Below are 21,077 nucleotides of genomic sequence, written 5' to 3'. Positions count from 1 at the left end.
AGGACTCGTTTGGAAGAAGAGGAGAAAAGAAATCAGGAAGCAGCCAGCGTGTTGGCACGGGCCAGCGCCAGGGCTTCATCGAGCACCTCGCGCTCGCCGACGTGGTTGGCCAGTATCAGCACCAGCTTGGCCAGCAGCATGTCGGCCTGCTCGTCGCCCAGGTCGCGCTGGGCCTCGATCAAGGCTTCGTAAAAGCCGTCGGGATCGGCGATATGGGGGCTGCGTATGAGTCGACTCATGACGGCAAAACTCCCAGGCAACGCCGCAGCGCGGCTTGGATTTTGGCCGCGTCGAAGCGGCGCCAGCGCGCAGCCAGATGCTGGTCGGGGCGAATGAGGTAGACGCTGCCAGGCCGCGCGTCATAGCGCTCGGCCAGCAGACCATCGGCAGGCACGATCAGCGGCACGGCCACAGTGGTGCCGACGCCGACCGGCTCGGCCGGGCCGAAGCTCAGCAGCGTAAAAAACTCCCGGCCCAGCTGATGGAGCAGCCAGCCCTCGCCCAGCGGCGCATCGAGACAGGGGCTGCCAGGGCGCAACGCGCCGGCAAACTCATCCTCGTCGGGCGTATTCAGCGGCGAACTGGCGTAATGGGTGGGCATGGACAGCCGACCGCTATTGACCAGCGGCCGGGCAAACGCCTCGGTCTTGGCCAGCTCCAGCACCGCATTGCGCAAGCGCAGCGAAGCGCGGCTCTTGGGGCTGATGAAGTCGGTCGAGCGGGTCGAGTTCAGGATGTTCTCGTCGGCCGCAGCGGCACGTTCGACCTGGTAGCTGTCCAGCAGTGAGTCAGGCGCGGCCCCTTCCAGCACCGCCTTGAGCTTCCAGCCCAGGTTGTCGGCATCCTGCACACCGCTATTGGCGCCGCGTGCGCCAAAGGGTGAGACCTGGTGCGCCGCATCGCCCAGCAGCAGCACCCGGCCCTGGCGAAAGCGCCGGGCGCGCCGGCAGGCGAACTGGTAGACCGACACCCATTCCAGCTCGAACTCGACATCCGGACCTAGCATGGCCTGGATGCGCGGGATCACCTTCTCGGGCTTCTTCTCCTCAGCAGGATCAGCATCGCGGCCCAACTGGAAGTCGATGCGCCAGACGCCGTCGCATTGTTTGTGCAGCAGCACCGACTGATTGCGGTGGAATGGGGGGTCGAACCAGAACCAGCGCTCGGTGGGGAAGTCCGCCTTCATGATGACGTCGGCGATCAGGAATCGGTCCTGGAAGACCTGACCCTCGAAGTCCAGACCTAGCATGCGGCGGGTGTCGCTGCCGGCACCGTCACAGGCCAGCAGCCACTGAGCTTCCATCTGGAACTGCCCGTCCGGCGTCTGCACCGTCAGCATCGCGGCCTCCTCGCCCTGATCCAGGGCCACCAGCTTATGCTTCCACTCAAGCGTGATCAGCGGCTGAGCCTCGCAGGCCGCGACCAGGCGCTCTTCCAGATGGTATTGCTGCAGATTGATCATGGCCGGCAACTGGTGGGCCGGCTGGGGCAGCAGGTCGAACTGGTAGGCCAGCTCGTCGCGGAAGAACACCTTGCCGACCTGCCAGCGCACGCCCTGCCCGGCCAGCCCGGCACCGACGCCCAGCCGGTCCCAGATCTCTAGCGAGCGCTTGGCATAGCAAACCGCGCGCGAGCCCTGGCTGACGCTGTTGTTGTCGTCCAGCAGCAGCACCGGGATGCCGCGAGCGGCACAGTCCAGCGCGGCCGTCAGCCCCACCGGGCCTGCACCGATGATGACTACCGGATGGCGCAAGACCTGGCTCTCGCGCTGGGCCGGGCTTTGCCGGTAGTCGTAGACCGGAAAGGTATAGGTCTTCAGCATGGGCCGGCCTCAGTGCGCCTGGGCCTGGAATTCCTTGTCATGCATCCAAGCCGCATGCTTGGGTGCGCGCTTGGTCTGGCTCCACTCCTCCAGCATCTGCCACTTGCAGGCATCGAGCTGCGCATACATCGAAGGTGTGCCGACATCGGCCGCCAACTCGATGCGGTGGCCGTTGGGGTCGAAGAAGTAGATGCTCTTAAAGAGAGTGTGATCGGTGATGCCGATCACCTCGATGCCCGCGGCCTGCAGCTCGGCCTTCTTGGCCTCCAGCTCGGCTACGCTGCCGACCTTGAACGCGATGTGCTGAACCCACTGCGGCGTGTTGGCGTCGCGGCCCATGGGCTTGGCGGTCGGCAACTCAAAGAAGGCCAGCACATTGCCACCGCCAGCGTCGAGGAACAGATGCATATACGGATCCTCGGCCTTGGTGGAGGGCACCTTGTCCTCGGCAATGGCCAGCACAAAGTCCATGCCCAGATGCTTGCCGTACCACTGCACCGTGGTCTTGGCGTCCAGGCAGCGGTAGGCGACGTGGTGGATGCGTTCGATCTTCATGGCAAGCTCTTTCTCAGGCCTTGATGTCTTCCAGCGCCTGCCACATCGCGATGTCACGCTCGGCAGTCCAGATGCGCGGGTCGGGGTACTGGGTGGCCTCGTCGTAGGCACGGGTCACATCGAAAGGCATGCAGTGGGCAAAGATCACCCACTGACCGTACTTCGGTGCCAGACGCTCATAGGTTTCGCGGTACACCGTCTTCAGGTCAAGGCCGGCGCTGGCCCCGGCCTTGACGCTCTCGTACAGTTCCGAGACAAAAGCGCGCGTGCCGCAAAGGCCGGCCGCCACCTCGGAAGGGTTCTGCAGCGCCCGTCCGCGTCCGGGCACCAGCTTCTCGGGCTTGAGCGCGGCAATATTGTCCAGGGTCTGCGGCCAGTCCTTGAAGTAGGCGTCGCCGGCATAGGGTGTGGCGTCGAACTCGACCAGATCACCGGAGAACAAGACCCTGTCCTGCGGCAGCCAGACCACCGTGTCGCCCTTGGTGTGGCCACGGCCCAGTTGCAGGATCTGCACCTCCAGCTTGCCGAGGAACATCGTCATCTTGCCGGTGAAGGTGATCGTGGGCCAGGTCATGCCCGGCGGCACCGACTCGACTGCCTGGAACAGCCGCGGAAAGCGGCCGATCTCGCTGGCCTTGTCCTGCTCGCCGCGCTCGACGATCAGGTCATACGTGTCCTGGCTGGCGATGATGTGCTCGGGCTGATAGGCGCTGGCACCCAGCACGCGCACCGCGTGGTAGTGGCTCAAGAGCACATACTTGATCGGCTTGTCCGTGACCTCGCGGATGCGGCGAATCACGTCCTGGGCCATCACCGGTGTGGCCTGGGTGTCGATCACCATCACCGCGTCATCGCCGATCACGATGCCAGTGTTCGGATCGCCCTCTGCCGTGTAGGCCCAGGCATGGTCGGACAGCTTGTCGAAGCTGACCTTCTTGACCTCCAGATCGGCGTGGGACGCAAAAGTTTTGGTGTTCATGTGGCGACGGCTCGGTTCGGGTGGCTGGCAGGTCAGGAATGAATTTAACCTTTGACAAATTCATTCGCCTATAACGAATCAACAGCTTGATCTTAGTCATCGCGTTTGTTAATGTCTAATTGATTGTTTTAGGTGGAAACCCTAGTGAAGCCCAGCACCGCAGAGACGAACCCGACCGAACGCGGCCCACGCGGCATCCAGAGCGTGGAGGTCGGCGGCCAGTTGCTGATCGCGCTGGCTCATCATGGACGGCCGCTGGCGCTGAAGGATCTGGCCCGCCAGGCCGAGATGCCCCCGGCCAAGGCACATCCCTATTTGGTCAGTTTCATCAAGCTGGGCTTGGTTGAGCAGGAGGCAGGCAGCGGCCGATACGGTCTGGGCCCGTTGGCCTTGCAACTGGGCCTGATCAGCCTGCAGCAGTACGACCCGGTGCGTCTGGCGACGCCGCGCATCGAGGAGCTGGCTCTGCTGCTGGGTCACACGGTGGCGATCGCCGTCTGGGGCAATCGGGGGCCCACCATTGTGCGGGTCGCCGAGGCCTCAAGTCCAGTTCATATCAGCATGCGCCACGGCACGGTGATGAGCCTGGCCGGTACCGCCTCGGGCCGGCTGTTCGCCGCCCATCTACCGCGCGAGCAGGTGCTGTCAGCCGACCCGGCCATCGTCTTCGATGCCGCGCTGGACGACCATCTGGCGCAGGCGCGGCTGCTGGGCATCGCCCACTCGCATGACGGCGTCGTCGCCGGCGTCAGCGCGCTGGCCGCGCCGGTATTCGATGACCAGGGTCGCATGGTCCTGAGCCTGACCGCCATCGGTCCCAGCGGCAGCTTCGACTTGCGGCTGGATGGCGCACTGGCACAGACACTTAAACGGGTCGGGCTGGAGTTGTCGCGTCAGCTTGGCTGGCGCGCCGTGGCGGCCTGATGAGCACGCATGAGGAGGCCCTGCGTGCGCTGGTGCGTGCAAGCCCCTGGCTGATGACCGCGCTGCGTGCTGCGCGCTCGCTCGAACTGCCGCCCTGGTGCATCGGCGCCGGGGTACTGCGCAACCTGGTCTGGGATGCCTTGCACGGCCACACGGAGCCCTCCCCATTGGCCGATCTGGATCTGGTGTTCTTCGATGAGCAGAACACTTCCCCGGCCCGCGACGCGGCGCTGCAGGCTCGCTTGCAGCAGGCCCTGCCGGGCATTCCCTGGGAAGTCACCAACCAAGCCGGCGTGCACCATTGGTTCGAATCGGTGTTCGGCCATGCAGTAGGGCCGCTGGCCTCACTGGAGGACGCGGTGGCCTCGTGGCCCGAGTATGCGACGGCGGTAGGCGTGCGACTGGAGGCCGATGAGGGCCTGACGGTGATCGCACCGCTTGGTCTGGACGACCTGTTCGGCATGGTGGTCAGGCGCAACCCGCGGCGGGTCAGCATTCAAACCTACCGCCAGCGTGTCGCGCAAAAGCGCTACGCGCAACGCTGGCCGGATGTGACCGTCATCCCGGCCGAGCCTTCTCAGCAGATCTGCGGCTGAGCCTCGTCGCGCAGGCTCGCCAACACCTCGGCCGCCTTGACCGGATCGAAGGCGTAGGGGTAGAGGGTGCGAGCCACCGTGGCCAGCGCCGGCTGGCCGCCGTAGCGGGCGATCTGCTGTGCGATGTGGGAGAACTCCAGCACCATCAGCACGGCCGGCGCATGCACTCGTGGGTTCAGCCGGGCCTCGCTGCAAACCTTGAAACCCAGCATGCGGCGGTAATAAGCCACATGACGCGGGTTGACCTCGATCACCAGCAACTCCGCGCCGCGCAGGTGCGAGGCATGCAGGTAGGCGCTGTGAAACAAGGCGGCCAGCACGCGCTTGGAAGCGGCCTGCGCGTCAAGAGCCAGCTGGGTGAATTCGCACAGGATTCGCCCCTGGCTACGCAAGGCATTCATTTCCTGCTCGAACACCGCATCGGCATTCAGACCGCGTGCGGAGTCATAGCGTATGCCCAGAGTGCCCAGCGTGCCCTCGGGCGAGGTCGCGCTCAGGGTCAGCAACTCCGGTGTCGCATGCGACGCGCCCATCGCCTGATGGACGCGATAGCCGCGCTCCGCATAGCGCTGCTGGACCAGTTGGCCAGCCAGCGCACGGTGATGGCTCGAATGCGCCGCATGAATGGCAAAGCCATTGACATGGGGGTGAGTAGCGCGTTCCCTGAACATGGCAAAACTACCACCATGAGCTCCGGACCTCAGTGCTTGCAGTCCCACCAACTGCTGCAGGCCCTCTTGTGTACCCATGGCAAAACCGTCTTGCTGCATGACATCCTTTGCTGTTCCAACGCGCTGCGGCGGAGTCTAGCGTGAGGAAGTACCGAAATCGTGGCAAGACATGTCACCCAAACAATTGACACAAGAAACTTACAACTGCAAGCCCCACTCAAGGGGGAAACCCCGATTCCAGGGGGGGCAACTCAAAGCCCGGCGGCAAATGACCCGAGCAGGCCCAGCAAGGCCTCGGGCTGCTCGAGCGGGCTCAGGTGCGAAGCACCTGCCAGTACTTCCAGCCGCGCGCCCGGGATGCGCTGCGCGATGGCCTCGGCCATCGCCGGCGTCGCGCCCTGGTCCAGCGCACCGGCGATCACCAGGGTCGGGCAGCGCACGCCGCTCAAAGCCCCCAGATAGTCGACCCTGCGCACCGCCTGACAGGCGGCGATGTAGGCGGCCGGATCCTGGGCCAGCAAACGGCCGTGCAAGAAGGCAGCGGCCTCGGGCTCGGCGGCGCGGAAATCGGCATGCAAGTAGCGCTCGGTGACCATGCCGGCAACCGCCGCCATGCCGCCGGCCTCGACCGCCGCGATGCGCTGGGCCCATGCCGCGCGCGCGGCCTCGGGATACTGCGCCGTCGTGTGCGCCAGCACCAGGCCGCGCAGCAGCTCGGGATGCTTCAGGGCCAGACCCTGCCCTACCATGCCACCCAGCGAGAGGCCGACAAAGCAGACCGGCCCGCGACCCCATTCGCGGATCAGCCGCGCGGCATCGTCGACCAGCTCGTCCAGGCTGTAGGGGCCGGCGGGCCGCGCGGACTCGCCATGGCCGCGCTGGTCATAGCGCAAGGTCGGGTGTTGCCCGCCGAGCGCGGCGGCCAGGCCGTCCCAGAGATGGGCGTCCAGACCCAGCGCGTGGGCGAACACGATGGGCACACCGCTGCCCTCACCCTGTAGCAGCAGATGCAGCTGCGGCTGGCTGAAGGTGTGCTGCGCGCGCGGGCGCAGCGCGCGGGTGAGCGGCGCCGGCAGCGGCCCGAGGCCCTCGGCCTTAAGGATCTCGCTGGTGATCTTGAAGGCGGTGTTGGCGGCCGGCACGCCGCAGTAGATTGCGCCCTGCAGCAGGGTCTCCTGGATCATCGTCAAGCTCACGCCGCCCCCGGTTTTGCTGGCACGAACGGCCGCGCGGCAGTGCAGCTCGAACTCCTCCCAGCGCGCCAGGCCCATCGTCATGCCCAGCACCAAGAGGCGCCGGGTCGGCTTGTCCAGGCCCGTCCGGCCCCAGATCTCATGCCAGGCGTAGCGGGTGATGAACTCCTGGAAGTCGGCGTTGAAGGCGGTGGCGCCGGCGGTCGAGCGCCGCACCCAGTCCTCACCCAGGACCTGACGACGGTTGACAAGGCCGCGGTCGAAATCGTCGTCGCGTTGGTCGGGGGAATCGGGGGAATCGGTCATGGTGCCAGCGGTTGGTCCATCAGGGACTGCCATTGTGAGCGTGCTGTCAGCAGCACCTTGTGCACGCGGGCGTCGGCATGGCGGGCGACGGCCTGCACATCGAACACCGCATCGAGCTCGTCTGCGCTGATGCCGCGCGAAAATTCGGCATCGCCCTGCCACAAGCCCTGGGCCAACGCCCGCAAGGGCCGGCCCTGGGCCGCGACTTGCTGAGACAAGCCCTCGACCAGTTGATGCGCGCGCGCCTTGCCGCAGACCCGCGCCAGGAGCAGGGCCAGGCCCTCTGCGGCGACCAGATCATCGAGACGCTCGATATTCGCCCGCATGCGCTCGGGCTCGATGCGCAGCCCCGCCAACGCCCCGGCGAGCGCCTGCAGCGCGCCATGGCTGCTCAGCAGCAGGCCGGTCCACTCGGCCAGCTCGGCCTGCCAGCCGCCCAGGCCGCGCTCATGTTCCTGGCCCATGCAAGCCAGCAGCGCCGCGACCCGCTGCGGCGCGCGCTGGGCCGCCGCCAGCGCCTGCATGCAGGCGACCGGGTTGCGCTTGTGCGGCATGGCGCTGGACCCACCGGCGGCGCCCTCCGTCATCTCGCCGACCTCGGCCTGGGCCAGCAGCGACAGATCGCGCGCCAGCTTGCCCAGCGAGCCGCACATCACGCCCAGCTCGGCACCAAGGCGCACCCAGCGGTCGCGCTGGGTATGCCAACTCTGATCCGGCAGGCGCAGGCGCAGCTCAGCCGCGACCTGGCTGGCGACCGCGTCGGCCTTGTCGCCCAGCGAGGCGAGCGTGCCGGCGGCCCCGCCCAGCTGCAGCAGCAAGGCCTCGTCGGCCTGGGCGCGCAAGGCCTGGGCCGAACGCAGCAGCGGCATCAACCAGTTCAGCAGCTTGCAGCGCAGGCTGCTGACCAGGGCCGGCTGCATCAGCGTGCGGGCCAGCATCGGCGTGGCATCGGCGGCCTCGGCCTGGTCCAGCAAATGGCCGCACAGGCTCAGCAAGTCGTCGTCGATCAGGCGCAGCGCGCGGCGGGTCTGCAAGACCATCGCCGTGTCGATCACGTCTTGGCTGGTGCTACCCCAGTGCACATAGCCGGCGGCGGCGGGGTCGAACAAGGCCACCGTCTCGGTGAGCTTCTTGACCAAGGGGATCGCCAGGCTACCGGCACGGCCGCTGGCCGCAACCAAACCGGCAACATCGTAGAGCTCGGCCCGGCACAGGCTGGCAATCGCCTGAGCGGCCGACTGCGGGATCACGCCGGCCTTGGCCTCGGCACGCGCCAGCGCCGCCTCGAAGTCCATCATGGCCTGCACGATAGCGCTCTCGTCGAAGAGCGCCAGCATCTGCGGCGTGGACAAAAAACCCTCGAATACCAGCACTGACATCACCCATCCTGAGGATCTTTGCAGCGATGCTAACGAGGGCTGGCAGGACTGCGAGCCCGGGGCTTACCCGCAGCGGGTTTGCCCCGGCGTCGTCTGCGGACTCAGGCGGCGGCGCTGTGCGCCTGTGCCAGACGGCTCATATTGCCCATCGAGACACGGTGCATCTCGATCAGACCCAGCAAGCCGCTGCGGTGCAGCTGCAACACCTTCTCGTCCTCCAGCTGCGCGAGCTTGTCTTCGTTGATGGCCAGGAAGCCGTCGACATCGATCTTTTCGCCATTGGGCAGCGTGGCCTCGAAGCGCATGTCCTGCAGCAGGTCGAACTCCTGCAACTGGGCGCAGACCATGCGGGTGCGCTCGGCTTCGCGCTCGAAGCTCTCGAGGAAGTTCTTCGCATTGACGGTGAACTCGGTAGGCTGACCGTCGGCGGCGAACAGCAGCTGACCCTCGGTCTGCGAGAAGCCCTTCCACTGCTCGTCAAAGCAGACGGCGATGTCGTCACTGTTGTTGATGCGGGCCATCGCGAAGGGGTAGCGGCGCAGATAGGCGGGCAGGTAGTTGCCGGTCCACTTGCCATCCTTCAAGAACAGATTGCTGCCGGGCTTCAGGCCGAAAACGGCCAGCGGGGCCACCGCGGGTTTGGCGCCTTCAGCCGGCTGCTGCGCGCTCTCGCCGACGCGCACGAACACAATAGGGAACTCCTTGCAGGCGTCGGCGAATTCGACTGCCGTTAGGAACAGCGAGTTCAGGCCGGCGACGCGCTCGAGCGTCGGCAGTTCGGCCTGCAGGCGCAGGTTCTTGTGCTGTTCACGGTCCAGCGGCACCAGCGAGCCGTACAGAGGGGGGTTGCTCATTTCTCATCATCTCCATCTTGAGCCAGTCGTTCGACCAGCACCTTGTCCACACGCTTGCCGTCGAGGTCCACGACCTCGAATCTCCAGGCGTTCCACTCCACCACATCGGCCGTGCGCGGCAAACGTCCCAAGAGCAGCATGATCATGCCGGCCAGGGTGTTGTAGCGCCCACGATCCTCTTCGGGCAGTTCCTTCAGGTCCAGGCGGTCCTTCAGCTCGGGACTGGGAATCAGACCGTCCATCAGCCAGCTCCCGTCCTCGCGCTGCACCGCCCAGGCGTCGCCATCGCTGGGCGCCGAAAACTCGCCCGCGATCGCTTCCAATACATCACGCACCGAGATCACACCCTGGACCTCGCCGTACTCGTCGACGACGAAGACCAACTGTGCATCCGAGCCGCGAAAATGGTCCAGCAGCTCCATGCCCGACAAGGTCTCGGGCACAAAGATGGGCGCCTCCAGATCGTCGCCCAAGTTCAGTGGCTGGCCCGACAGCGCGCGCTGCAGCAGGGTCTGAGCCGAGACCACCCCGATCACATCGTTCAGACCCTCGCGGCAGACCGGGTAGCGGCTATAGCCATGCGCTTGCAGAATCGCCAGCACCTGAGGCGCCTCGTCATGGATATTGAGCCAGGCGATCTCGGCACGGGGAATCATCATCGAGCCGACCTGGCGCTCATCGAGCCGGAACACATTGCGCACCATCTGGTGCTCCTGCTCCTCGATCACGCCGGCGTCCAGCCCCTCTTCAAGGCTGGCCGCGATCTCCTCTTCGGTAACGCCGCGCTGCGCCCTGCCACGCAGGCCCAGCAGACCCAGCACCGCATTGGTCGCAAAACTCAGAAACACCACCAGCGGGCGTGCCACCAGGGACAGAAAGTCCATCGGCGGCGCCACCAGGCGGGCCACCGTCTCCGGAAACATCTGGCCCAGTCGCTTGGGCACCAGCTCGCCGAAGATGATGGTGGCCACGGTCAATATCACGACGACCAAGCCGGTGGCCGTGTACTGCGCGATGTGCTGGGCCAGGCCCAACGAGCCCAGCCACAGCGCCAGGGGGCCGGCGAACGCCGCTTCGCCGACGATGCCGTTGAGCACGCCGATCGAGGTGATGCCGATCTGCACCGTGGAGAGGAATTTGGTCGGATTCTCATGCAGGTCCATCGCCGCCTGGGCACCGGACTCCCCGCCTTCCACCATCACCTGCAGCCGGGCCTTGCGGGCGGCGGTGAGCGCCATTTCCGACATCGCGAAAAGGCCGTTGAGCAGAATCAGAAAAATGACTAGGGCGGTATCCATTGGCAGCGCGAGCCGCGGGTAAACCCGGTCGCGCATCGGTTCTTTCGGGGGCGCAAGCGTAGCAGAAGGCCGTGACACAAACCCACCGCACAATCCCGGTATGAACTATCTGATCGGTGATCTGCAAGGCTGCTGCGACGCGCTGGAGCGCCTGCTCGCCACACTCGACTTCTCGCCCTCGCGCGACCGGCTGTATCTATTGGGCGATCTCGTCAACCGCGGCCCCGCCTCACTGGCCACCCTACGCCGCCTGCAGGGCCTGGGCGACGCGGCCCGCTGCCTGCTGGGCAACCATGACCTGCACCTACTGGCCGCCGCCGCTGGTACCCGCAAGCCCCACCGCAGTGACACGTTGAGCGAAATCCTGGACGCACCCGACCGCGAGGCCCTGCTGGAGTGGCTGCGGCACCAGCGCCTGGCCCTACACGAGCAGGGCTGGCTGATGGTCCATGCTGGCGTCGTGCCGCAATGGGACGCGGTGCAGACGCTGGCCCTGGCCGGCGAGGTCGAGGCACTGCTGCGCGGGCCCGATCTGCAGGACTTTCTGCAACAGATGTATGGCAATGAGCCACTGAGCTGGGATGAGTCCCTGGTCGGAACCGCCCGGTGGCGTTTCATCGTCAATGTGCTGACTCGGCTGCGCTTTTGCGATGCCCAAGGCCGGCTGGACCTGAAGACCAAGGATGCCGATGGCGCCCCCGAGGGCTTCCAGCCCTGGTTCGATGTGCCCGGCCGGCGCACCGCGGACACGCCCATCGCCTTCGGCCATTGGTCGACGCTGGGCCTGCTGCAACGAGCCGACCTGCTCGCGCTGGACACCGGCTGCGTCTGGGGCGGCCGCCTGACGGCCGCCAGGGTCGAGGCCGGCCGCGTGTTGGAGATCATTCAGGTGGATTGCGCACAGGCCCAGAAGCCGGGCCTGGCATAGCGGCTAGAATGCGCGCTCTGCACACGGCAGCTGTCAGGACGCTTGCGGGAGTGGTCTAGCCCAACGGTCTTGAAATTTGTCGTAAGTGCATTGGAAGCATGGCCGAGTGGTTTAAGGCACTGGTCTTGAAAACCAGCGACGGGGTGACCCGTCCGTGAGTTCGAATCTCACTGCTTCCGCCAGATCATTACGCAGTACGGGCCTCAGAGGCGCGCGCTAACTTCATACCCACCATGAAGTCCACCATCAGACTGCAGCTGCGGAACTTGCAGGCTCACAGCGATGACGGCCGCCAGGGGGACATAGCGGCGGGTGCGGCGTCGCCGGCGCCATTGCCGCGCTCAGACAGACCGCAGGCCAGTTGACTTCTTGCGTCCGGCGGCAGGTTCTGCCTCGGCCAGCAATGGCTTTGCTGAAGCCGCACCCCTTGCCCAGAGGTGAGGCGGCGCTACCCGTCAACGCTCGCTCTTGTTGAGCAGCGCCTCCCAAGCATCCCAGCTCGACTCGCTTACTTCCAGGCCAGGCATGGCGGACTCGACCCCCAGCGCCGGCATGTCGGCCGGCAGCCTGCGGCGGAACAACTGCTCGCTGGCTTGCTTGAATTGGGCCAGCACCTGAGCGGCGTTGAGTGTGCGGGAGACTTGCGGCGTGTCGGTCATGGCTGCCTCGTCGGGTTGCAGGGCTCAAGCATCCACCACATCACCCTGACCTCCTATCCCACCGGAGTAGGCCCTCTTTTGGGGGAGCGGCCTCAGCTGCTAGCTCCGAGCGATCCGGCCGATCACGGCCAGGAACATCTGAGACGCCTTGCATTGCATTCTGTCGCGCAGCGCTGGCTCGCAAGCAAGTCCCGGCCGAAACTGTCATCACTGACACAGCAACACCTTACCGGACCACACCATGAACACCACCGCCAAAGCCCTCGTCTTCGCCATCGTGACAGTCGCCAGCGCCGCGTCGATCGGCATGGGGCTGGCTGAGCGCAGCGCTCAGCCACGGGCTGAGGTCGTGAAGCTCGAGCGGGTGGTGGTGGTCGGCAAGCGTGCGGCCGCAGCGCCGGCGGTAGTGGCTCAGCTACCGCGCGTCGTCATCACCGGCCGCAGCATGGCGGCGCAGTCCGAGGCCCAATACGCCGCAGCAACGCAAACCGTCAAAGCAGGCTGATCGACCTCGGCCACTGTCGACATCAAGCCCGCACGGTTGCGGGCTTTTTCACGCCCGCTCAATTGGCACGATTCGCGAAAGCGCCAGCCCGGTCCCAGTCGATCCAACTGTGAGTTACTCGCTTGGCCTGCTGGGCACAATGCCGGCCTCGCGTAAGCAGGCCCTGCTGCTCGGCCTGGTATGGGCGAGGCGCTTGCGGCCCCGCCCAGGCCAACGCCGTTTTGGCTCAGCTTCGTCGAAACAGGCCGAGTCTCTTTTGCCAGCGAGGACTGCCGAGCGCATTCAGATCGAATGTACTGCGCTGGCCTATAGGCTCTGGCCTATCGATACGCTCGGCTTATGCGCTGACGGTCTCGCTCGCTACCCCCGCCAAAGCAAAGTGCTGTCACTCGTTGACGACTGCCATGGCCATCATCACCTCGGCCGCGGCCCAGGGAGCATGCAAGCCGAACACCTCGCACTGCAACAAGTGCGTTGGCCGGTGTTGCGTCCTGCCCGGGCGAACCACAGATGAACGCCCGATAACCTTGGCCGGACTTCTTCGGCAGTCCAATCCCACCTCGGCGCCTGCTTGGTCGGCGGCTGCGCACACGCAGGAAGTACTTGGGGCAGGAATGCGGGCTTGCGCGCACGATTGGGCTCATGCCCGGCCAAGTTCGGTGGTCTCACGCACGTTCAGCGACAGTGCGCAGTCCTCGTTCTCAGGAGCCGCCAAGTTGCGCAGTTCGCTGTCGCGCCGGTCGAGCCGAAGCGATGACGCCACGATGCCAATGCTCACACCAGGATCCCCCACCTCCTGGCGTTGGAGCGTAGACACGGTCACACCCAGGCGCTTGGCCCCACGACCGCAGCGACGCCATGCGACGAAGGCGGGCCATGACCAAGTGTGCGAAGCGCTGTTCCAATGCCCAAGCGTGGCCGCAAGGCGTCGCTGGCGCGAACGGGTGGCTTTGGCCAAGAAGGATCAGCCCCCCTTGATGCGCACCGTGAATGTGATCTTGTAGCTGCCCCCATCGCCGCTATAGCTCAGCGCAGACAGCGAGGTCTCGGTGGTCACCAGGGGCACGACGAAGCTGTGTGAGCCCAGATATTCGTCGTTCGCCAGCGTGCTTTTGAGCAGATCGGTCAGCTTGGGTCGAACGATGGAGCGCAGCTGATCGCTGTTCAGATTGGCCCAGGCACTGCCGCCGTAGACATTCCAGACCGACTGCATCATCACCTGAAGGAAGCCGCCGCTGCCGAGGTCGGGGTCCCAGTCCTCTTCTAGCAGCCAGGCGAATACAAAGGCGCCGCCAGCTTCGGCCTCGTTGACGATCTGCCGCATGTTGATCGTTTTGCCGGCAAGAAAGGCACCGTCCCAGGCTGGATCGCGCACGCGGATCAGCTTGCCGCCGGGCACATTGCGATGCCCCATGAAGACCATCAGATAGGGGGCATCGCTGCCGCCCTCGCTGGTGTCATCCAGGCACTTGATCTGCGTAACCATGAGTTGACGAGTGGGCATGGGGCACCTCCATTGCTGACAGACAGGCGCTCAGGCCTTGGCGGTCGCCAAATGCTCGGCCGTGTCCAGAGTCAGGCTAGGCGCGCCCCCTGCCCTGGCCCATCCCTAAGAGTGTGGGTCGGGCGTCGACGCTCAGGGCTGCAGCGTGTAGCGCGTCACCAGCCGCCGCCCCGCGCCGTCCTGGGCAGTGAGCCAGAGCTCGTAGGCCGACGGCGTCTGGCCGGCTTGGGCCGACAGCGCCGGCAGGCTCAGCGAACTGGCGGGCGGGAAGGCGGGCGTGAAGTCGTTGATCGCCGAGCTGCCGCTGTAGCGGATCACTGCCCGCACGCTGCTCAGACGCAGATCGGGATTGGCGTTGGCCCAGCTCGACCAGTTCAGTGCCAGGCCGCTGGCCAGGGCGGAGGCGCTCAGCGGGGCGCTCACGCTGACGCCGTCCAGGGCCGGGTGGCGGGAGGCTGCCGGCACGCTGGCTGGAAGCTCAGCGCGCAGCCAGCTGTTGCGGGTTTCGGCCGTACCGGCCAGCGTGTAGCTCGCCAGGTAGCGGGCGGCGCGCAGTGTGTCGGCCCCGCCCAGCCAGCCCAGGCTGGTGGGTTGCAGCAAGGTGTCAGACAGCGCGCCGCTGGCCAAGGCTGAGGTAGCGCCGGCGGCCGCGCTGATGCACAGCCAGCGATGTCCGCAATAGGCCAGCGGAATGCTGAAACCGCCAGGGGTCTGCACCGTGGCCTTGTCGAGCAGTGCCGTGCCGGCACTGTCCTGCGCCTGCAGCAGCAGTTGAACGCCCAGGCCGGGATTGCTGGAGGGCGCAACGACACTGGACAGCGCACCGCTGGCTTCCAGGCCCAGCCAGGAGACCGGCAGGAGGCTGAATTCGAGCTTCTTGCCATTGCCCTTGAGCAGCCACTTGGGCTTGGTGAGGCCCACCGCATCGCTGAACAGCGCGACTGTGGTGCCGCTGCTGTCGCTGATCGGCGCGGCCACCAGCACCCGGTTGCAGCCGGCCGTCACCGCTACATCGTCGGCACAGCCGCTGAGCTGGAAACGACCGAACTGCCAGTTCTTCTGCGCATAGCCGGCCAGCTGCGTCGAGAGCTCGGCGAGCGTGCGGCCGTTGTGGCCCTCATAGCCGACTAGCAGCTCGGAGGCGGCAAAGGTGGCGGCGCTGGCGCCCTGAGCGATCAGCTTGTTCAGCGCCGCGCCCAGCTCGTCGAGCGTGGACAGCTCGGGCAGCACCTTGGCGGCGCCGGTGGTGGCCTTCAGGCTAGAGCTGATCGCATTGGCTGGCGCCGCGTCGGCGCTCTTGGACAGCTCGGTTTTGGCCGTTGCGAGATCCACCAGCACCTCGGCCGGCTGATTGATCAAAAGCTTGTTGCCCAGCTGCAGTTGCTCCACGCCCTTGCTGTTCGTGACCAAACCGATGCGCAGGCTTTCGATCAGGAGATCCTGGCTATTGCTCTTGACGGCCGCGAAGCCGGCATCGCCCAGCAGGTTCAGAGCGGCCGCATCGGTGATCTTCAGCTCGGTCATTTGGGTCTTGACCAGGGTCTTCAAGAAATCGGCGGCGGCGCTGGCCTTACTCAGTCCGGACAACAGGGCCGCGTTCTCGGCGGCCTTCGCGAACACCGGTCGCGGGTCGGTGCCCAGGGCCAGCGCCACGGCGGCGTCGCTCAACGGGGTCAGTTGGGCCGTCATCGTCGCAGCGGCGGTCAGCACGGTGCCGTGCAGCACCTGCGGCTGGCCGGACGCATCCATGCCGCGTGCCTGCAGCAGCAGGGGCATCGTCGGGTTTTGGGTTGACAGGGTCAGGCGGTACGTGCCCTCGACCGGGTGCGCCACGGCCGAGCCGACGCTGGCGCCCTTGGCATCGACCACACTGATGCGAGCGCCGCCCAGCGGCGCCCCGACTGCGGCCACGCCGCTGAGCACCAGATCGGCTGCCGGCGTCGTACCGCCATCCGAACCCGAATCCCCCCCGCCGCCACCACCGCAGGCAAGCAGACACAGGGCGGCGATGAGACTCAGCGGGCGGGCAGCAATAGAGGGCAACAGCATGGTGAACGGCAACTCGGGCAGAAAGATCCAGCGAGTATGGCCAGGGCGCATCTAGACAAATGCAGCATCAGCGCCGGAAACTGCGGTCATTAGCCCAGTATTGGCATTGGGTCCCTTTTTTCCAGAAGCCCCCCTGCCACACCATCTTTGGATACGGATCCGCACCGGGTGGTTCGAGCGCTTGATGTCATGGGAACTGGGGCAATCCCAGGGGGTCGAACCACGCGACAGTGAGCAGGCTATCGAGCGCACTGCCGCTGTTGCGCCGCCAGCAGCGACGCTTGCCCATCACTCGTTGTGGCAAGAACGGGGCGGTCGCACAGGCGCTGCAGCTCCCGTACATGGTCGTGCCGCGCTTGCAGTGTCTGAAATGAATGGCGCGCGGCCGGCGCGCTTCACTTCGTTCGAGGTAACCCACTGACGACGGGACTTGCGCCCGCAGGCGTGCCCTTCAATGCTGGGTGCACGAAACGAGAATGCCCTCGGGTCCCGACCCGAGGGCATTCTTCATTTCAATCGATGTGGGCCGCTCAGCTTCCGATCACCCCACCGTCGTTCTTGGTGATCACGATGGTGGCCGAGCGCGGACGGGCGTTCGAGCCGCCGGCGCCGTAGCCGGCATTGCCGGGCCAGTGACTCAGGTACTTGGCTGGATCGCTCACCGTGGCCGAAGTGATAGTCTCGCCCGGGTGCTGGATGTTGACGAACAAGGCTTTGCCGTCTGGCGTCTCGGCGCAGCCGGTGATCTCGCAGTCGACGGGGCCGACCAGGAAGCGCTTGAGCGTGTCGGCGGTCGGCGCCTTGCCGACATAGGTATCGACGCTCTTGCCGGTGTAGGCCAGGGTCTTCTTGGCGCCGTCGCCGACGCTGCCGGGAATGCCGGCCAGCATCATGCAGTTGCTCTTGTCTGTGAAGGCGCCGTCGTCGGTCTGGATCCAGCACAGGCCACTGGCGCGGCTGAACCACAGGCCGTCGGGGCTGGACATGTCCTGGTCTTCAGTCAGCGAGGACAGGTTGACCAGGCCCTTGTCGGCGCCGGCCTCGGCGCCGAACAGATAGACATCCCATTTGAAGCTGGTTGCCGCAGCGTCGCCGGCCACCTCGGCCACACGGATGATGTGGCCGTTGACATTGCCGCTCTGCTTGGTGCTTGCACCCTTGGTGTCGTCATAGGCACGCGGGTTGGCGGCGTCGGTCGTCGCGACGGTGCGGTTGCTGTTGTTGGTCAGCGTGAAGTAGACCTCGCCGGTGACCGGATGGCTGGCGCACCACTCGGGGCGGTCCATCTTGGTGGCACCCACCGCGTCTGCGGCCAGGCGGGCATTGACCACCACATCGGCCTGGTCGGCAAACGCATAGTTGGTCGCGGCCTTGATGACGGCGTTGCCGATAGCCAGCTCGATCCACGTGCCCGTGCCGTCGGCGTTGAACTTGGCGACGTACAGCTTGCCGGCGTCCAGATACTTGTCGCCGGTGGCGATGCGGTCGGCCGGGTTGGCGTCGGCGGCGGCCCAGTTGGCGGCCGATACCCATTTGTAGATGTACTCGCCGCGCGAGTCGTCACCCATATAGACAGCCAACGGTTTGCCTTCGACCAGCTTGCTGAAAGCCGCGCTCTCATGCGCAAAGCGGCCCAGACTGGTGCGCTTCTTGATCAGCGAGGTCTTGCTGTAGGGATCGATCTCAACCAGATAGCCGAAGGTGTTCAGCTCGTTGCGGTAGTCGTCGCTGCCGTCGGCGGAAGCGCCCTTCTTCGAAATGTCCCAGCGCGCGTACTTGTCGTCGGCGCCACCGGTCTCCCAGCCGTGGCGGCTCGCGGCGCCCTGATTGCGGCCATAGCGCTTGAGCGAGGCGACGCTCTTGTCATTGCCGCGTGCCACATCATCGGCTGCGCCACGGGTGAAGTAGCCGGCCCAATTCTCCTCGCCGGTCAGCGTCGTGCCCCAGGGGGTGGAGCCAGTGCCGCAGTTGTTCAAGGTACCGCGTGCGGTCTTGCCGTCGGCCGAGAACTTGCTCTTCATCAGTGCCGACCCGGCAGCAAAGCCGGACAGCGTGACCGGAGTCAGCGGCGTGATGCGGCGGTTGAAGGCGGAGTCCTTCACATAGGCGAAGGCAGCGCCGTTCTTCCTGACTTCGACGACCGAGACGCCGTGCAACGGCACTTCACGGTCCACCTCAGTGGCCGGGCGCGGCAGCGTGTTGGTACCGCCGTTGATGTGCACAAAGGCCGAGGCGCGCTCGCTGCCGCTGTGGCTGGTCGCCTCATGGTTCATCACCAGCAGACCGCGGGTCGAAGCTTTGGCATCGGGCTTGCCGTCGGCAGCCAGGCCGTAGTACTCCATGCCGTCGTGATGGTCGCCGGCGCGGTTGTCGAAGTCGGCATCGCTGCCGTCGTTCTTGTAGGCGCTGGCAGTGGCGGTCAGCGGATCACCCAGCGCATAGATGACGCTGGCGGTGTAGCCGGCGGGCACGACCACCTGGTCGGCCAGGCTCTTGGCCACGGCACTGAAGCCCAGCTTCTCCAGCGGCTTCAACGGTGCTTGTTCATCATCATCGCCGCCGCCGCAGGCCGACAGCGTGATGCCGCCGAACACCGCCGTTGCCGCGCTGCCGATGGCGCCGCGGAGGATGGAGCGGCGCCCCAGACGTGCCTGCAGCACGCTCTGAAAGCTCTCGTTAGCGCTGTTGTTGTGGTCGATCTCGTCGGGGTCGACGTAGCGGGTGTCTTGGGACATGTGGGACTGCCTCTGGTGCTTGCTTGAAGCAGCGCAGTCTGCGCATGGGCGGTGAAACGCTCGTGACGCATCGGTGACAGCCGCGTGACACGCCTCCCGAAGCGTCTCACGCGGCACCGCCATCATCGCGCCGTCAGCGCGATGATGGCCTCGTGGGCTCAGGCGCCGACTGGCTTGCCGTCGTTGCGCCTCACGACGATGGTCGAGGAGCGCGGGGGCAGGCTGTTGCCCTGCACGTTCGAAGGCCAGTTGCCGGTGGGGTGCTGGATGTTGATGAAAAAGGTCGTCAGATCCGGAGTGTAGGCCAGCCCGGTGATTTCGCAGCCGTTCGGCCCCACCAGGAAGCGAGTCGAGGCCTTCGTCGTCTGGTCGATGTAGTACATCGCGTTGTTGCCGAAGGTGTTGGTGATCGAGCTGCCGGTGCCGGCATCGGTCTGCACCCACAGACGGCCCTTGGGGTCGACACGCAGGCCGTCGGGGCTGGAGAAGGTGTCGCCGTTGATATTGCCCTTCAGATTGTCGGCGGCCAGGCGCGAATCGCCGGCCAGCAGGAAGACCTCCCACTTGAAGGTCTTGGCGCCAACCGTGCCGCCGTCCTCGGTCCAGCGGACGATATGGCCATGCGAGTTGTTCTTGCGCGGGTTGGCCGCATCTGTGATCTGGCGACCACCGTTGTTGGTTAACGTGCAATAGACCTTCTTGTCCGGGGCGACCGTGATCCATTCGGGTCGATCCATCAGGGTCGCGCCGGCCACGCGGGCGGCAGCCTTGGTGTTGATCAGCACATCGGCCTGGCTCAGGAAGTCGATCTTGCTCGGGGCCGGAGCGGTGGCGCTTTGCGTGAAGTTGCCCGGATCGGCGGCACCGGCGACAAGGCCGTTCTGCCCCTGGACCAGCGCCACCCAGCTGCCAGTACCGTCGGCATTGAACTTGGCAGCGTACAGGACGCCGTTGTCCAGCAGGCCACTGTTGGAGGCGCGATCACTGGGGTTGTACTTGGCTGTGGGGACGAATTTGTAGATGCAGCCCGGCGTGCCGTCGTCGCCCATGTACAGGGCCATCGTGTTGTCGGCGTCCAGTGCGAAGGCGGTGTTCTCGTGATCGAAGCGGCCCAGCGCGGTGCGCTTGACCGGCTGGCCGGTGAGCTCGCCGCGCGGGTCGATCTCGACCACCCAGCCATAGCCGGTGGCGGGCTGGGTCGGATCCAGATAGTTGTCGGTGGTTTCCTCGCAGGTCAGGTACGTGCCCCAAGGGGTGGGACCGCTGGCACAGTTGTTGAGTGTGCCAACCACAGTGGCGCCGACCACGCTGGCGGCCGGGCCGCTGACCTTGTAGAGGCTGTTGCCGGTGTAGCGCTTGTTGTAGGCCGAGTTCTTCTTGACGGTCCACTTGCCGCCGGTCAGCTCCACCTCGATGACGGACACGCCCACCGAAGACAGTACGATCTTTTTGCGCTCGGCACTGGCGGTGGCGGGGTCATAGCTGGTGTCGGCGGCGAGAATCTGGGCATCGGGAGCCTCGTGGTTCATCGCCAGCAGGCCACCCTTGAGCGGATCGACGCCGGGCAGCTCGAAGAAGTGCATGCCGTCATGGTTGCCGCCGGCGATCTGCTCGGTCTGTGCCGAGGTCAGATAGCTGCCGGTGAACGGGGTGGCGCCGGCGACGACTGCATCACCGGCCGAAAACAGCACATCCACCGTGTAGCCCTCGGGCACGAAGACACCGTCGCCGATGGCCGCCGCAACCCGCTTGAAGCCGACGTCATAGCTCACAGGCGTGGGAGTCGGGGTGACCGGTGGGGTCGGCAGGACATCATCGTCACCGCCACCGCAGGCCGCCAGCAGGCCCGAGCCGAAGGCGGCCGTGATGGACGCTCCCAAGCTGCCGCGCAGCAGGCTGCGGCGCTGCACCTGGGCCTGGGCCAGCACCTCCTCGAACATCTGGCCGGGCACGGACTGCAGTTCGGCACGGTCTTGGGCGGCGGCAAATTCGGCGCGGAATCGGTCGGTCAAATGGGACATTTCAAGCACTCCTCGGAAGTGACAACAGGAAGCGCGGCAGCCTAGGCCGCCGCGATGACCGAGCCATGTCCTGCCGATGACGTACCTGTAACTTCCCCG

The 21,077-nt window shown here is 65.9% G+C and carries 19 protein-coding genes and 1 tRNA gene; 5 read left to right on the top strand and 15 right to left on the bottom strand.

Annotated features, from left to right (window positions below):
- Positions 1 to 32: 32 nt before the first annotated feature.
- The 4 genes from OOZ63_RS04800 to OOZ63_RS04785 are packed head-to-tail and all read right to left on the bottom strand — an operon-like array spanning position 33 to position 3,356.
- A complete protein-coding gene (locus OOZ63_RS04800) occupies positions 33 to 239 on the bottom strand; it encodes a DUF2783 domain-containing protein (protein ID WP_262970902.1) in 207 nt (68 codons plus the stop codon).
- Entirely contained in the window at positions 236 to 1,822 is a 1,587-nt protein-coding gene (locus OOZ63_RS04795; protein WP_266004233.1) for an FAD-dependent oxidoreductase, read from the bottom strand. Before OOZ63_RS04795 ends, OOZ63_RS04800 begins: the two co-directional genes overlap by 4 nt.
- A 9-nt stretch (positions 1,823 to 1,831) precedes the next feature.
- Positions 1,832 to 2,377 carry a VOC family protein gene (locus OOZ63_RS04790; RefSeq protein ID WP_266004231.1) on the bottom strand — a complete coding sequence of 182 codons (546 nt, stop codon included), beginning with the start codon at positions 2,375 to 2,377 and terminating at the stop codon, positions 1,832 to 1,834.
- 13 nt (positions 2,378 to 2,390) lie between these two features.
- On the bottom strand, positions 2,391 to 3,356 hold the full coding sequence (locus OOZ63_RS04785; protein ID WP_266004229.1) for an MBL fold metallo-hydrolase: 966 nt from the start codon (positions 3,354 to 3,356) through the stop codon (positions 2,391 to 2,393).
- 144 nt (positions 3,357 to 3,500) lie between these two features.
- Here OOZ63_RS04785 and OOZ63_RS04780 point away from each other — a divergent pair, with 144 nt between their 5' ends.
- Positions 3,501 to 4,280 carry an IclR family transcriptional regulator gene (locus tag OOZ63_RS04780; RefSeq protein WP_266004227.1) on the top strand — a complete coding sequence of 260 codons (780 nt, stop codon included), beginning with the start codon at positions 3,501 to 3,503 and terminating at the stop codon, positions 4,278 to 4,280.
- Positions 4,280 to 4,876, top strand: coding sequence for a nucleotidyltransferase family protein (locus OOZ63_RS04775; protein WP_266004226.1), 597 nt, complete (start codon positions 4,280 to 4,282; stop codon positions 4,874 to 4,876). The genes OOZ63_RS04780 and OOZ63_RS04775 overlap by 1 nt, the downstream gene beginning before the upstream one ends.
- Here the strand turns inward: OOZ63_RS04775 and OOZ63_RS04770 are convergent.
- The 5 genes from OOZ63_RS04770 to OOZ63_RS04750 form a co-directional block, all read right to left on the bottom strand.
- On the bottom strand, positions 4,858 to 5,625 hold the full coding sequence (locus tag OOZ63_RS04770) for an N-acyl amino acid synthase FeeM domain-containing protein (protein ID WP_266004225.1): 768 nt from the start codon (positions 5,623 to 5,625) through the stop codon (positions 4,858 to 4,860). The genes OOZ63_RS04775 and OOZ63_RS04770 overlap by 19 nt on opposite strands.
- A 173-nt stretch (positions 5,626 to 5,798) precedes the next feature.
- Positions 5,799 to 7,046: an alpha/beta fold hydrolase gene (locus OOZ63_RS04765; protein ID WP_266004222.1), complete on the bottom strand. Its 1,248-nt coding sequence runs from the start codon at positions 7,044 to 7,046 to the stop codon at positions 5,799 to 5,801.
- Positions 7,043 to 8,425 (bottom strand): 3-carboxy-cis,cis-muconate cycloisomerase, encoded by a 1,383-nt coding sequence (pcaB, locus tag OOZ63_RS04760; RefSeq protein ID WP_266004221.1) that lies wholly within the window; start codon positions 8,423 to 8,425, stop codon positions 7,043 to 7,045. Before pcaB ends, OOZ63_RS04765 begins: the two co-directional genes overlap by 4 nt.
- A 101-nt stretch (positions 8,426 to 8,526) precedes the next feature.
- On the bottom strand, positions 8,527 to 9,279 hold the full coding sequence (locus OOZ63_RS04755) for a SapC family protein (protein ID WP_266004219.1): 753 nt from the start codon (positions 9,277 to 9,279) through the stop codon (positions 8,527 to 8,529).
- Complete coding sequence (locus tag OOZ63_RS04750) at positions 9,276 to 10,577, bottom strand: hemolysin family protein (RefSeq protein ID WP_137944019.1); 1,302 nt, start codon at positions 10,575 to 10,577, stop codon at positions 9,276 to 9,278. The genes OOZ63_RS04755 and OOZ63_RS04750 overlap by 4 nt, the downstream gene beginning before the upstream one ends.
- 100 nt (positions 10,578 to 10,677) lie before the next feature.
- Here OOZ63_RS04750 and OOZ63_RS04745 point away from each other — a divergent pair, with 100 nt between their 5' ends.
- Both OOZ63_RS04745 and OOZ63_RS04740 read left to right on the top strand, forming a co-directional pair.
- Positions 10,678 to 11,505, top strand: a complete 828-nt coding sequence (locus OOZ63_RS04745; RefSeq protein WP_266004217.1) for a symmetrical bis(5'-nucleosyl)-tetraphosphatase — start codon at positions 10,678 to 10,680, stop codon at positions 11,503 to 11,505.
- 92 nt (positions 11,506 to 11,597) lie between these two features.
- Positions 11,598 to 11,687 (top strand) — tRNA-Ser (locus tag OOZ63_RS04740).
- Positions 11,688 to 11,960: 273 nt separating this feature from the next.
- Here the strand turns inward: OOZ63_RS04740 and OOZ63_RS04735 are convergent.
- Positions 11,961 to 12,164 (bottom strand): hypothetical protein, encoded by a 204-nt coding sequence (locus OOZ63_RS04735; protein ID WP_266004215.1) that lies wholly within the window; start codon positions 12,162 to 12,164, stop codon positions 11,961 to 11,963.
- A gap of 241 nt (positions 12,165 to 12,405) precedes the next feature.
- On the opposite strand from OOZ63_RS04735, the gene OOZ63_RS04730 reads away from it, so the two are divergent.
- Positions 12,406 to 12,669, top strand: a complete 264-nt coding sequence (locus OOZ63_RS04730) for a hypothetical protein (RefSeq protein ID WP_266004214.1) — start codon at positions 12,406 to 12,408, stop codon at positions 12,667 to 12,669.
- 640 nt (positions 12,670 to 13,309) lie between these two features.
- Here the strand turns inward: OOZ63_RS04730 and OOZ63_RS04725 are convergent.
- The 5 genes from OOZ63_RS04725 to OOZ63_RS04705 form a co-directional block, all read right to left on the bottom strand.
- Positions 13,310 to 13,486, bottom strand: coding sequence for a hypothetical protein (locus OOZ63_RS04725; RefSeq protein WP_266004212.1), 177 nt, complete (start codon positions 13,484 to 13,486; stop codon positions 13,310 to 13,312).
- A 147-nt stretch (positions 13,487 to 13,633) separates the two neighbouring features.
- Positions 13,634 to 14,173, bottom strand: coding sequence for a hypothetical protein (locus tag OOZ63_RS04720; RefSeq protein WP_266004211.1), 540 nt, complete (start codon positions 14,171 to 14,173; stop codon positions 13,634 to 13,636).
- A 132-nt stretch (positions 14,174 to 14,305) separates the two neighbouring features.
- Entirely contained in the window at positions 14,306 to 16,222 is a 1,917-nt protein-coding gene (locus OOZ63_RS04715) for a hypothetical protein (RefSeq protein WP_266004210.1), read from the bottom strand.
- A 530-nt stretch (positions 16,223 to 16,752) separates the two neighbouring features.
- Entirely contained in the window at positions 16,753 to 18,957 is a 2,205-nt protein-coding gene (locus OOZ63_RS04710; RefSeq protein ID WP_266004209.1) for a PhoX family protein, read from the bottom strand.
- 158 nt (positions 18,958 to 19,115) lie between these two features.
- Complete coding sequence (locus tag OOZ63_RS04705; protein WP_266004208.1) at positions 19,116 to 20,978, bottom strand: PhoX family protein; 1,863 nt, start codon at positions 20,976 to 20,978, stop codon at positions 19,116 to 19,118.
- Between the last annotated feature and the right edge of the window lie 99 nt (positions 20,979 to 21,077).

The organism is Paucibacter sp. PLA-PC-4, from assembly GCF_026241155.1.
GTDB lineage: Bacteria > Pseudomonadota > Gammaproteobacteria > Burkholderiales > Burkholderiaceae_C > Roseateles_E.
The sequence above is the reverse complement of the archived record's forward strand: the minus strand, read 5'-3'. Positions and strand labels throughout refer to the sequence as shown.